The sequence below is a fragment of the Mesorhizobium sp. M1227 genome, assembly GCF_040318315.1.
GTDB lineage: Bacteria > Pseudomonadota > Alphaproteobacteria > Rhizobiales > Rhizobiaceae > Mesorhizobium.
On the sequence record NZ_JAMYLZ010000002.1, the window covers coordinates 161,036 to 174,152 of the forward strand.

The 13,117-nt window shown below is 61.8% G+C and carries 10 protein-coding genes; 7 read left to right on the forward strand and 3 right to left on the reverse strand.

The genetic code is table 11. From position 1 onward, the window contains the following. The first annotated feature begins 31 nt into the window (after positions 1-31). Both NKH28_RS04020 and NKH28_RS04025 read left to right on the forward strand, forming a co-directional pair. Positions 32-571, forward strand: coding sequence for a hypothetical protein (locus NKH28_RS04020; protein WP_352542392.1), 540 nt, complete (start codon positions 32-34; stop codon positions 569-571). A 28-nt stretch (positions 572-599) separates the two neighbouring features. Next, positions 600-1,019, forward strand: a complete 420-nt coding sequence (locus NKH28_RS04025; RefSeq protein ID WP_352472046.1) for an MAPEG family protein — start codon at positions 600-602, stop codon at positions 1,017-1,019. Positions 1,020-1,031: 12 nt separating this feature from the next. Here NKH28_RS04025 and rnd read toward each other — a convergent pair whose 3' ends face one another. Next, positions 1,032-2,183, reverse strand: a complete 1,152-nt coding sequence (gene rnd / locus NKH28_RS04030) for a ribonuclease D (RefSeq protein WP_023674454.1) — start codon at positions 2,181-2,183, stop codon at positions 1,032-1,034. Positions 2,184-2,256: 73 nt separating this feature from the next. Further along, complete coding sequence (locus NKH28_RS04035; RefSeq protein WP_023674455.1) at positions 2,257-3,504, reverse strand: MFS transporter; 1,248 nt, start codon at positions 3,502-3,504, stop codon at positions 2,257-2,259. Between the two features lie 388 nt (positions 3,505-3,892). On the opposite strand from NKH28_RS04035, the gene NKH28_RS04040 reads away from it, so the two are divergent. The 4 genes from NKH28_RS04040 (at position 3,893) to aspS (ending at position 8,967) form a co-directional block, all read left to right on the forward strand. Next, a complete protein-coding gene (locus tag NKH28_RS04040) occupies positions 3,893-5,161 on the forward strand; it encodes an ABC transporter substrate-binding protein (RefSeq protein WP_352926119.1) in 1,269 nt (422 codons plus the stop codon). 68 nt (positions 5,162-5,229) lie between these two features. Beyond that, the gene (locus NKH28_RS04045; RefSeq protein WP_352472057.1) at positions 5,230-6,102 is read left to right on the forward strand and encodes a carbohydrate ABC transporter permease; all 873 of its coding nucleotides are present in this window, start codon (positions 5,230-5,232) and stop codon (positions 6,100-6,102) included. 36 nt (positions 6,103-6,138) lie between these two features. Beyond that, a complete protein-coding gene (locus NKH28_RS04050) occupies positions 6,139-6,963 on the forward strand; it encodes a carbohydrate ABC transporter permease (protein ID WP_352977903.1) in 825 nt (274 codons plus the stop codon). A gap of 213 nt (positions 6,964-7,176) precedes the next feature. Continuing rightward, a complete protein-coding gene (aspS, locus tag NKH28_RS04055; protein WP_352970558.1) occupies positions 7,177-8,967 on the forward strand; it encodes an aspartate--tRNA ligase in 1,791 nt (596 codons plus the stop codon). Between the two features lie 80 nt (positions 8,968-9,047). Here the strand turns inward: aspS and NKH28_RS04060 are convergent, their stop codons facing one another. After that, positions 9,048-10,262 (reverse strand): aq_1923 C-terminal domain, encoded by a 1,215-nt coding sequence (locus NKH28_RS04060; protein WP_352918876.1) that lies wholly within the window; start codon positions 10,260-10,262, stop codon positions 9,048-9,050. A gap of 372 nt (positions 10,263-10,634) precedes the next feature. Here NKH28_RS04060 and parC point away from each other — a divergent pair, with 372 nt between their 5' ends. Continuing rightward, positions 10,635-12,887 (forward strand): DNA topoisomerase IV subunit A, encoded by a 2,253-nt coding sequence (gene parC, locus NKH28_RS04065; protein ID WP_352977904.1) that lies wholly within the window; start codon positions 10,635-10,637, stop codon positions 12,885-12,887. Positions 12,888-13,117 lie beyond the last annotated feature (230 nt).

Here is a 13,117-nt window from a genome sequence, read left to right on the forward strand (position 1 = left end):
CCGTCATGCGTCTTGGCGCAATCTGGCGGCAATGATCCTGCGGCTGTCGCGCCACGCGGCCGCACTCTGTGTCGCCACCGTGGCGGTTTTCATCATCATGACGGCAATGGAGTTCCTCTATTTTCGCCAATTGAGCGGCGGTCTGCCGTCGCTCGACATGCGCTATGCCGGTTTCACCCCGGATGAGGGCATGGCCTGGCTGACGGCACTCGGCCGGCGCGGCAGCGAAATTATTCTCGTCTGGCATTACCTGACCTTCGACCTGCTTTTTCCGGCGCTGCTGTCGCTGACGATGGTCAGCCTGATCCTGGCCACGGGCCGGCGGCTGAAGAATTTCCGTGCACTGCCTGCGCAAACCCAGTCGATATTCGCGGTTGTGCTGGTGCTGCCCTACCTGCTTACCGACTATGCCCAGAATATCGCCGTGGCTCGTCTTTTGTCCGATTTTCTGTCGGCTAATCCGGATTCGCTATCCTTCGCTTCGGCGCTGATCGTCACCAAATTCGCCCTGCTGGCGATACCAGTGACCGTCACTGCGGCTTTCACTCTGATGGCTCAGAAACGGTCTTGAAGGCTGGGTGACAAAGACAGGGGGCATCTTGAACCAGACCGCGATCTTCTGGCCGATGCTGGCGCAGGTGCTGCTGGTCTATATCGTCTACGTCGTTATGGGCCGGCGCCGCCATGGTGCGGTCAGATCGGGCGAAGCCAAGGCCGGCCAGTTCAAGACGCGCTCGACGGAGCCTGGTTCCAGCGTCACCGTCGCCGACAATCTGAGCAACCAGTTCGAACTGCCGGTGCTTTTCTACGTCTTATGCTTGACGCTGCACGTGACCAATGGCGTCAATTATCTGACCTTGGCACTGATGTGGATCTTTGTCGTCTCCCGCTATCTTCACGCATCGGTCCACTTGACCAGCAATCAGCTGATCCTGCGCAGCAGGGCATTCTACCTGGGCGCGGTGGTTCTTGCACTTGGATGGATATGGCTAGCGCTGCATCTGCTCGGCTTGGTCTGAGCAAGCTCAAGGCTACAAATCGAACACAGCGATCTTGCGCTTGTCGAACCTGATGGCGAGTTCACCGCGCACCAGCTTGAGCGCGGCCTCCCCGAAGACGGCGCGCCGCCAGCCTTGCAATGCCGGCACGTCGGCTTCCTCGCCCTCGGCAGCGATGCGGTCGATGTCGTCACTGGAGGCGAGTACCTTGGATGCGACGCCCTCCTTTTCGGCAACGATCCGCAGCAGCACCTTCAGCAACTCCGCCGCGGCGCTTGACCCCTCCGGCGGCTGGAAGCTCTTCGGCAGCTTCGGCATCTCTTCCCTGGGCAGGGCAAGGGCAGCGTTTACCGCGCCAAGCAGTGCCGTCGCCGTCGACGAGCGCTCCCAGCCCTTCGGCGTGGTACGCAGCTTGCTCAGCGCCGCAGCGTCGCGCGGCGCCTGCTGCGCCACTTCGTAGATCGCATCGTCCTTGAGCACCCGGCCGCGCGGCACGTCGCGCTCGCGCGCTTCGCGTTCGCGCCAGGCGGCCACCGCCTGCACGATCGCCAGTTCCTGCGGCTTGCGCAGCCGCATCTTGAGCCTCTTCCAGGCATCCTCGGGATGCGGATCGTAGGTCTCGCGCGAGGTCAGCACGTCCATCTCCTCGTTCAGCCAGTGGGCGCGGTTTTCCCGCACCAGCTCGGCGCTGAGATGCTTGTAGACCTCGATCAGGTGGGTGACGTCGGCGAGCGCGTAGTCGAGCTGCTTTTCGGACAGCGGACGGTGGCGCCAGTCGGTGAAGCGCGAGGACTTGTCGAGCCGCGCTCCGGTGATGCGCTGCACCAGCTGGTCGTAGGAGACGCTGTCGCCGAAGCCGCAGACCATTGCCGCGACCTGGGTGTCGAACACCGGATGCGGCACCAGATCGCCGAGATGCACGATGATTTCGATGTCCTGCCGCGCCGCATGGAAGACTTTGACGATCGCCTCGTTGGCCATCAGCCTGAAGAACGGTTTCAGGTCGATGTCGGGCGACAGCGGATCGATCAGCGCGGTCACCCCGGGCGCTGCCATCTGGATCAGGCACAGGATCGGCCAGAAGGTCGTTTCGCGAATGAATTCGGTATCGACGGTGACGAATTCCGCCTTTTCGAAGGCGGCAATAGCGGTCTCGAGTTCTTTCTGGGTGGTGATGACGTGCATCAAATCGCTTTTGGCAAGGGATAGGGTCTCTTTCAATTTCAGCCGCGCGCGCTTTCGTCAAGCGCAAGCACCTCTATCCAGGCTTTGCGGGTTCATCGGGATCGGCATTCCGCTTCGCCAGCCGGGCAAAAACCGTCGAAGTGCGCAAAAGCGCCGTAAAACGGCTGCGATGGGTGGCCGGCACGGCGGAGCGCGCCTGCATCCGGTAAAGGATGACGGCCACGAAGATCGCATAGACGGTGGCGCTGAACACGAACAGCGCGCTCGGCCCGAAAAATTGCATCACCGTCGAGGCTGCGAACGGCCCGCCGATGGCGCCGAAGGAATAAAACAGCATCAAGGCAGCGTTGATCAGCACGAACTCGCCCTTGTCGGCGCGGTCGTTGGAATGCGCCGCTGACAACGAATAGAGCGGCATGGCGAAGCAGCCGAAGATGAAGACGAGCAGGAAGTTGAGAAACGGGCTGCCGCCTGCCACGAATGCCAGCGCCAGTGCCGCCACCATCGCACAGCACGTCGTCATCAGCAGCACCGAGCGCCGGTCCCAGCGGTCGGAGAGATAGCCAAGCGGGTATTGGATGATGGCGCCGCCGAAAATGCCGACGCTGACGAAGGTGACGACGTCGGCGACCGACATGCCGATCTGCTCGGCATAGACCGGCGACAGGGTGCGAAAGGCGCTGTTTGTGACGCCGACGGCGATACAGCCGAAGCAGCCGAGCGGCGAGATCCGCCAGACGCGCGCCAAATCGAGCTTGACGTCTTCCGGCGGCGTCGGATTGGAGCGGTCGCCGAGCGAAACCGGCACCAGCGAAACGGTGATCATCATCGACATGATGGCGAAGATGGCAAAGCCGCCGGCGCCGAAGATCGGGATCAGGAACTGGGCGCCCGTCACCGAGCCGATGTCGACCATCCGGTAGATGGCAAGCACCCGCGCCCGGTCGGTGTTGGTGACGCCGGAATTCAGCCAGGCTTCCATGATGGTGAACAGGCCGGCAAAGCAGAACCCGCCGGCAAAGCGCACGGCGCACCACATCACCGGATCGATGACCAGCACCAGAAGCAGCGTTCCCGCCGAGGCGATCGCCGCGAGTGCCGAAAAGGCGCGCACATGGCCGACGGACTTCATGATGCGGGTCACGGCAAGGCAGCCGAGCAGGAAGCCGGCGAAATAGAACGTGCCCATCAGGCCGATCGAGGAAGCGGGAAAACCTTCCTGCGCACCACGCAGCGCAATCAACGTGCTCTGCAGGCCGTTGCCGCCGAGCAGGATGCCGGCGGCGATCAGGAGGGGGATCAGCGGGCGGATGGAGGACATGAAGGAAAGCCTGTCGTTGATCCTTCTTGAACCATCGGCTTCGCCAATGCCAGCGGCAATTCCCGGTGGCGTTGGGGCCAGCCGGGGGCCTTAATGCATGTCGCGCAAAAGTGCAGCGGTTTTGCGATAACGACATGTATAAAAACAAGGACCTAAAGCGCGTCGCATGAGGCCGATCGAACGCGACACGTTTTAGGTGCATTACCGCGGGAGAACTTGCGCTACCGCGTGGCGCCGGACCCTCCGTGTTGGGAACCAAGGCGTATCTTTGTAGTTCAGTGCTGGTGGGCGAACACGCGTCTTGTGAGCCGCCGGTGTGCGGAGACGGTGTCAGCATCGACGTCGTTTCTGCTGCCCGGCCTGAAGCTCCAAAGGGAGGTCCGCCATCATGAAATTTCATTCCGCATTTGCGGCATTTGCCGTGGCCGCAGTTCTGGCGGCCGGGCCGGCGCGGGCTGTCGACCTCGCCATGGTGTCAGGAGATACCGGCAACGGCCAGAGAATCCTTCGCGAGATCCTCGATCAATACGAGAAGAAGACCGGCAACAAGGTTAGCGTCGTTCCGCTGCCCCCCTCGGCGACGGACCAGTTTGGCCAATACCGGCTCTGGCTTGCCGCCGGAAGCAGCGACGTCGACGTCTATCAAACGGACATCATCTGGGCCCCCCAGCTTGCAAGGCAGTTCATCGACCTGACCGAAGCGACCAAGGATGTCGTTGGCGCCCATTTCCCATCGATCATCAAATCGCAGACCGTGGACGGCAAGCTCGTCGCCTTGCCGATATTCACCGACGCTCCGGCGCTCTACTACCGCAAGGATCTCCTCGACAAATACGGCGCCAGGGTCCCGGCCAGCTGGGCTGAACTTGCCGATACCGCCAAGCTTGTCATGGATAAGGAGCGCGCGGCCGGCAACAAGGACATGTGGGGTTTCGTTTTCCAGGGCAACGCCTATGAGGGGCTGACCTGCGATGCACTCGAATGGGTGAAGTCGAACGGCGGCGGCCAGATTATCGAGCCGGACGGCACCATCTCCATCAACAATCCGCAAGCAGCTGCGGCGCTGGAAATGGCGAGGAGCTGGGTGGGAACCATCTCACCGCCCGGCGTTCTGGCCTACCAGGAAGAAGAGTCGCGCGGAGTCTGGCAGACCGGCAACGCCGTCTTCATGCGCAACTGGCCCTACGCCTACGCGCTTGGCAACAGCGAAAGCTCCCCCATCAAAGGCAAGTTCGAGGTGACGACGCTGCCGCCGGGGTCTGGTGAGGGCGCGCACCCGGCAGCAACGCTTGGCGGCTGGAATCTCGCGGTTTCCAAATATTCGAAGAACCCGGATGCAGCGATCGAGCTGGTCAAATGGATCGCCTCGCCTCAGATGCAGAAGTACCGCGCCTTGAAGGGGGCATATCTGCCGACCATCCAGGCACTCTATGACGATGCCGACATCGCCAGCGCCCAGCCGGTGATTCCGCGCTGGAAGGAAGTCGTCCTCAACGCGGTGCCGCGTCCCTCGGCCCAAGCCAAGAGCCGGTACAATGAGGCATCGAGCGAGTTCTGGACCGCCGTCCACAACACTATTTCCGGCGAGGGCACAGCCGCCGACAACCTTGCCGATCTGGAGTTCTCCTTGACCAGGCTCAAGGGCACCGCCTGGTGACCTCGCCGCGCTCAGGCTCGCTGCTGGCGCGTCAGCGTGTGCGCTCGGCATGGCTGCTGCTTGCTCCGATGCTCATCGTGCTCGCCGCCGTTGCCGGCTGGCCGTTGATGCGCACGATCTATTTCGGCTTCACCGATGCCTCGCTCGCCGACCTCGAAGCCCGCCGCTGGGTTGGTTTCGCCAACTATTTCTCCGTCGTGCAAATGCCGAGCGGCCGCGTCGTCTATGACGGGCTGCTCGCCGATCCGGTCTGGTGGCGCGCCGTCTGGAACACGGTGCGCTTCGCGGTGATTTCGGTGACCTGCGAGACGGTGCTCGGCATGATCGTCGCGCTGGTGCTCAACGCCAGGTTTCGCGGCCGCGGCATCGTGCGCGCCGCGATCCTCATCCCTTGGGCGATCCCGACGATCGTCTCGGCGAAAATGTGGCAGTGGATGCTCAACGACCAGTTCGGCATCATCAACGACGTCCTGCTCAAGCTCGGCCTGATCAGCACCAAGATCGCCTGGACGGCCAGCGCCGACACGGCGATGGTCGCCGTCCTTGTTGTCGACATCTGGAAGGCGACCCCCTTCATGGCGCTTCTCATTCTCGCCGGCCTCCAGATGCTTCCACAAGAAATCTACGAGGTCGCCAAGCTCGACGGCGTCGGCGCGTGGAGAATTTTCTGGAAGATCACTTTGCCGCTCATCCGACCGGCGTTGATGGTGGCCATGATCTTTCGCGGTCTCGATGCCCTGCGCATCTTCGATCTGATCTACGTGCTTACGCCAAACAACATACACACCAAATCGATGTCGGTGTTTGCCCGCGAGAGCCTGTTTGAGTTCGACAAGTTCGCTTCCGGTTCCGCCGCCTCGACGCTTCTCTTCCTTATCCTCGCTCTGCTGACCATGCTCGTTCTTTGGCTCGGCCGGATACGACTGGACAAGGACTATTGATCATGGGGGACTATTGATCATGGGGGACAACTGACCATGTGGATCGTCAAGCGCACGGCTTTCTACCTCCTCGTCGCCGTTATCGTCGTCGTCACGGTGTTCCCGTTCTACTACGCCATCATCACCAGCCTGAAATCGGGGACGGCGCTCTTCCAGATCGACTATTGGCCGAAGACGATTACCTTCAGCAATTACAGGACCGTGTTCACCGAGGGGACCTTCCTGCGCAACCTCGTGAACTCGCTGTTCATCTCGAGCGCCGTTGTCGTCATTTCGCTGTTCCTGGGTGTCACCGCTGCCTATGCGCTGGCGCGCATCCGCTTCCGCGGCCGCTCGGCTCTGCTCCTCATTATCCTGTCCGTTTCGATGTTCCCGCAATTGGCGGTGCTTGCCGGTCTTTTCGAGCTGATCCGCACCTTCGGCCTCTACAATTCGCCGTTCGCGCTGATCTTGTCCTACATGATCTTCACCTTGCCGTTCACCGTCTGGGTGCTCACCGCCTTCGTTCGCGACCTGCCGATCGAACTGGAGGAAGCGGCGATCCTCGATGGCGCCACGCCCTGGATCATCATCAGCCGCGTCTTCCTGCCGCTCATGTGGCCGGCGCTGGCGACCACCGGGCTCCTCGCCTTCATCGGTGCTTGGAACGAGTTCCTGTTCGCCCTGACGTTTACCTCCAGCAACGAGCAGCGAACCGTGCCGGTGGCGATCGCGCTGCTCTCCGGCAGCTCGCAGTTCGAGATCCCGTGGGGCAACATCATGGCCGCATCGGTGATCGTCACCGTGCCGCTCGTCGTCCTCGTTCTCATCTTCCAGCGCAAGATCATTTCCGGTCTCACGGCGGGCGGGGTGAAGGGGTGAGTGCATAGTTGAACTGCGGGCACAGAGCAGCGAACTCAGATTGACGCCTCGAGCATAAATTGATGCCGGTGGGAAGGGGCGGGAAGAACGCGAACTCGACCCGGCTGCCGCTTGCCTTGACAAATGCACCCTCTCATGTGCTTTTCGCGCAAATTTTCAGGCTGGGCCATCATGCCTTGGCCGCAACCCAACATCCGGACTTTAAGAATGACAATGCATCGTTACCGCAGCCATACCTGTGCCCAGTTGAGGAAGGCCGACGTCGGCTCGACCGTTCGCCTGTCGGGCTGGGTGCATCGCGTGCGCGACCATGGCGGCTTGCTGTTCATCGATTTGCGCGACCATTACGGCCTGACCCAGATCGTCGCCGATCCGGATTCGCCTGCCTTCAAGATCGCCGAGACCCTGCGCGGCGAATGGGTTGTGCGCGTCGACGGCGAGGTCAAGGCGCGCCTCGCCGACACCGTGAACCCCAATTTGCCGACCGGCGAGATCGAGATTTTCGCGCGCGAGATCGAGGTACTGTCGGCCGCCAGGGAATTGCCGCTGCCGGTCTTCGGCGAGCCGGATTATCCAGAGGACATCCGCCTCAAATACCGCTTCCTCGACCTGCGCCGCGACACGCTGCACAAGAATATCGTTGCGCGGACGAAAATCATCGCCTCGATGCGCAAGCTGATGGGCGAGGTCGGCTTCACGGAATTCTCGACGCCGATCCTGACCGCCTCGTCGCCGGAAGGGGCGCGCGACTTTCTGGTGCCGTCGCGCATCCACCCCGGCACTTTCTATGCGCTGCCGCAGGCACCGCAGATATATAAGCAGCTGATCATGGTGTCCGGCTTCGACCGCTACTTCCAGATTGCGCCCTGCTTCCGCGACGAGGACCCGCGCGCCGACCGTCTGCCGGGTGAATTCTACCAGCTCGACGTTGAGATGAGCTTCGTCGAGCAGGAGGATGTGTTCACCACCATGGAGCCGGTGATGCGGGGGGTGTTCGAGACCTTTGCCGCCGGCAAGCCGGTGACGGAGAAGTTTCCGCGCATTGCCTATGATGTCGCCATGCGCAAATACGGCACCGACAAGCCGGACCTGCGCAACCCGATCGAGATGCAGGCCGTCTCGGATCATTTTCGCGGCTCTGGCTTCAAGGTATTTGCCAACATCCTTGCCAACGATCCGAAGGCCGAGGTCTGGGCCATTCCGGCCAAGACCGGCGGGTCGCGCGCCTTCTGCGACCGCATGAACTCATGGGCGCAAGGCGAGGGCCAGCCCGGCCTCGGCTACATCTTCTGGCGCAAGGAGGGCGAGAAGCTCGAAGGCGCCGGGCCGCTGGCCAAGAACATCGGCGAGGAGCGCACCGAGGCGATCCGACAACAACTCGGCCTCGCCGATGGCGATGCCGCCTTCTTCGTCGCCGGTGATCCGAAGAAGTTCGTCTCCTTCGCGGGAGCGGCGCGCACCCGCGCCGGCGAGGAGCTCAATCTTGTCGACCGCGACCGCTTCGAATTGTGCTGGATCGTCGACTTCCCGTTCTTCGAATGGAACGAGGAGGAGAAGAAGATCGACTTCGCGCACAATCCTTTCTCGATGCCACAAGGCGGCATCGATGCGCTTAACGGCGAGGATCTGCTCGGCATCAAGGCGTTCCAGTACGACATGGTCTGTAACGGTTTCGAGATCGCCTCCGGCGGCATCCGCAACCATCTGCCCGAAACCATGGTCAAGGCGTTCGAAACCGTCGGGCTGGACCGCGCGACGGTCGAAGAGCGCTTCGGCGGTCTTTATCGCGCCTTCCAGTATGGCGCGCCGCCGCATGGCGGTATGGCGGCCGGCATCGACCGCGTCGTCATGCTTCTGGTCGGCGCCAGAAACCTGCGCGAAGTGACTATGTTCCCGATGAACCAGCAGGCCTACGACCTGTTGATGAGCGCGCCGTCGGAAGCCAGCCCGCAGCAGCTTCGCGAATTGTCGCTGCGGGTGGTGGCGACGAGGAAAGAGGTTTAGAAAACGCTCCGAACCGGTGCTGTTGATTCATAAAAAAGCCCGGCATCGCTGCCGGGCTTTTTGCTTGAAGCCTGTCTCGGTCAGTCTTCGTTTGCCGTAACCGTCACGCCGAGCGTTTTCGGCAGGTCGAGCGGGTTGGACATGGCGCCCGCCATGATCAGCGCGAACGGCACCGCTGCCGGCGGCTCGGCCGAGACCTCGATGCTTTGCGGATCGTCGAGGAACTTGTTGACCGCGGCCGAAACCTGCGCGGTCAGTTCCGGATTGTTGAGCTGCGCCATGCCGAAGGGCACGATCGCCTTGGCCTGGTTGGCGATGTCCTTGCCGGACATGCCTTGCTGCTTGCCGGCATAATCGAGCACCTTTTTGGTCAACGAATCGTCGTCGAAGCGGATCGAGGCGCTGTTGAACGAAAGCTGCTGCAGCAGCCCGAGCATGGCCATGCCTTGCGCCGAATTGTCCGCGCCTTCGGGCTGCGCTGCCATCTTCTTCTGCATCTCCTGCAGTGATTTGATGACGTCCAGCGTGTAGCCGCCGAGATCGAAGGTCATGCCGAGCGTGCCGGCATTGTCGACCGATATTTCGTATTTCGACAAGTCCATCCTGCCGTCGGTAGGCTGCCAGGTGCCTTCCATCTCAAGATTGCCTGTTATGTTCTGGTAGCCGAGTGCGTTGATGACTTCCTTGGACTTCGGATCTTCGACCAGGGTCAGGTCGGCAGCGAATTTTTCCGTAGTGCCGGAAAACGCCATGGCCTTGCCGTCGGCCGGCGGCGTGATTGCGATGGCAAGCCCGTCCATCGAGAAAGCAGTTTTGTCAGCCACTTTGACTGTCATGTTGTCGAGCTCGGCCGATTTGTACATCATCAGCGAGCCCAGCGGACCGGTTGCGCCTTCGGCCGGAACCGTCATGTCGTGGATGACGAAGGGGCTGAGATTGAGCGTGACGCCATCTTCGCTGTGTTCGAACGGCGACGTCGATACGGTCGCGATTTGATAGCCGCCATTGGCTTCGGTCACACCTTCGAGCTTGACGTCGCCGATCTTGAGCGCCTCCTTTTCGGCCGCCGGTTTGACCGCTACGCCTTGCAGAACCATGCTGGAGGTGTCGCCGGTTACTCCGGTCCAGGAGAGGTCGACACCCTGCGCGGCGAGGGCCGCCTTCAGCCGGTCGGCGACCGCGGTATCCTGCGCGAACGCCGCATTCAGCGGCAGCGTCAGCAAAAAGGTCGAAAAAGCCAGTCTCTTAACAAGTGTCGAGTGTCTTTTAATAAGTGTCGAGTGTCTGATCGTCATCGAGAGCTCCCCTGAGAGTGTCCTGAAATTCTTTTCAAATCGTCGCGTCGTCACCATTCGGTGACGAACTGGACCGGAAAAAGGCGGGCCTCGGCACAATGGTCGAAAATCGCGGCCAAAGGCAAACCCGATCCATCAGCCTTGCGATAGAAGCAGGATGTAACGGATTGATGTTGGCCGGCGTCGCGACGCTTCCAATTCCTGTTGCATAATGGGTGTCGCGCAAAAATGTGCAACGGTTTTGCGATAACGACATGCATCAAAACAAGGACCTAAAGCGTCGCATGGGGCCGGTCGAACGCGATGCGCTTTAGGAGCACGCATACCGGTGTGCCTCTTGCCGCGAATCACCCGCTCGGCTAGTGCCAGCCCATGGGAAAAAGGCTTTTGCCGCCCGAGAGTGGCGGCGGCGACAATATTGAGCCGGTCGATCTGAAGAAGGCGCTGGAAGAGCGCTATCTCGCCTACGCGCTGTCGACCATCATGCACCGGGCGCTGCCGGACGTGCGCGACGGATTGAAGCCGGTGCATCGTCGCATCATGCATGCCATGCGCCTGTTGCGGCTCAACCCCGACCAGGGTTTTGCCAAATGCGCCCGCATCGTCGGCGAGGTGATGGGCAAATTCCATCCGCATGGCGACCAGTCGATCTACGACGCGTTGGTGCGGTTGGCGCAGGATTTTTCGATGCGCTACCCGCTGGTCGACGGGCAGGGCAATTTCGGCAATATCGACGGCGATAACGCCGCCGCCATGCGCTACACCGAAGCGCGCATGACCGAAGTGTCGACGCTGCTGCTGGAAGGCATCACCGAGGACGCCGTCGATTTCCGCCCGACCTACAACGAGGAAGACGAGGAGCCGGCCGTGCTGCCCGGCGCCTTCCCGAACCTGCTCGCCAACGGCTCGTCCGGCATCGCCGTCGGCATGGCGACCTCGATCCCGCCGCACAATGCGGCCGAGCTCTGCGACGCCGCGCTTCACCTGATCGATCATCCGGATGCGCCCGTCACCAAGCTGATGGATTTCGTGCAAGGTCCGGATTTCCCGACCGGCGGCATCATCGTCGACAGCCGAGCCTCGATCCTCGAAGCCTACGAAACGGGTCGCGGCGGCTTTCGCGTCAGGGCGAAGTGGAGCCAGGAGGACCAGGGCAGGGCCACCTGGAACATAGTCGTCACCGAAATCCCTTACGGCGTCCAGAAGGCCAGACTGATCGAAAAGATCGCCGAGCTCTTGATGGCGCGCAAGCTTCCGTTGCTCGAGGATATCCGCGACGAGAGCGCCGAGGACATCCGCGTCGTGCTGGTGCCGAAGAGCCGCTCGGTCGATCCCGGCATCATGATGGAATCGCTGTTCAAGCTGACCGAGCTCGAAAGCCGCTTTCCGCTCAACATGAACGTGTTGTCGCGCGGCAAGGTGCCGAACGTGCTGTCGCTGAAAGGTGTGCTCAAGGAATGGCTGGAGCACCGCCGCGACGTCCTGATCCGCCGCTCCAAGCACCGCCTCGGCGAGATCGAAAGGCGGCTGGAGATCCTCGCCGGCTATCTGATCGCCTACCTCAACATCGACGAGGTGATCAGGATCATCCGCGAGGAGGACGAGCCCAAGCAGGTGATGATGGTGCGCTGGTCGCTGACCGACACCCAGGCTGAAGCCATCCTCAACATGCGGCTGAGAGCGCTGCGCAAGCTCGAGGAATTCGAAATCCGCGAGGAATTCAATGGCCTGACCGGCGAGAAGAAGCAGATCGAGGCACTGCTTGCGTCCGACGCCAAGCAGTGGGCGACGATCAAGTGGGAAGTCGCCAATGTTCGCCAGAAATACGGGCCCGACACCGAGATCGGCAAGCGCCGCACCGAGTTCGCCGACGCACCCGAGCATGACCTGACCGATATCGCCCACGCCATGATCGAGCGCGAGCCGGTCACCGTGGTCGTTTCGGAAAAGGGCTGGCTGAGGGCCATGAAAGGTCATCTGACCGACCATTCGGCCCTGACCTTCAAGGAAGGCGACAGCCTCAAGCTCGCCTTCCACGCCCAGACGACCGACAAGGTGCTGGTCTTCACCACCGGCGGCAAGTTCTACACGATCGGCGCCGACCGGCTGCCGGGTGGGCGTGGCCACGGCGAGCCGATCCGCATCATCGTCGACATGGACAACGACCAGGATATCGTCACCGCCTTCGTCCATGATCCCAAGCGCAAGCTGCTGCTGGTGTCGCATGACGGCAACGGTTTCATCGTGCCGGAAGAAGAAGTCGTCGCCAACACCCGCAAGGGCAAGCAGGTGATGAACGTCAAGGCGCCCGACGAAGCCCAGCGCTGCGTGAGCGTCGCCGGCGACCATCTCGCCATTGTCGGCGAGAACCGCAAGATGCTGGTATTCCCGCTGGCCGAGATCCCGGAGATGGGGCGCGGCAAGGGCGTGCGCCTGCAGAAATACAAGGATGGCGGCGTCCTCGACCTCAAGACCTTCACGCTCGCAAGCGGCCTGTCCTGGCAGGATTCGGCAGACCGCACCTTCACCAAATCGCGTGACGAGCTTGCCGAATGGATCGGCGCCCGCGCCTCGGCCGGCCGCATGGTGCCGAAGGGTTTCCCGAGGACTGGCAAGTTCGGGTGAAGCGGTAATCTCCCCCCTTGAGGGGGAGATGTCGCCGAAGGCGACAGAGGGGGTCGGAACGTCCAGACGCGACCCTTATCGCAGACAGAGGAGACTGGCGTCTCACGCGCGGCGACCCCCTCTGGCCTGCCGGCCATCTCCCCCTCAAGGGGGGAGATTAGCAGCGCCACCCGAACATTTGGAATGTCGTCACGATTGCTGCACTATATCAGGGCATAAGCGATACGATG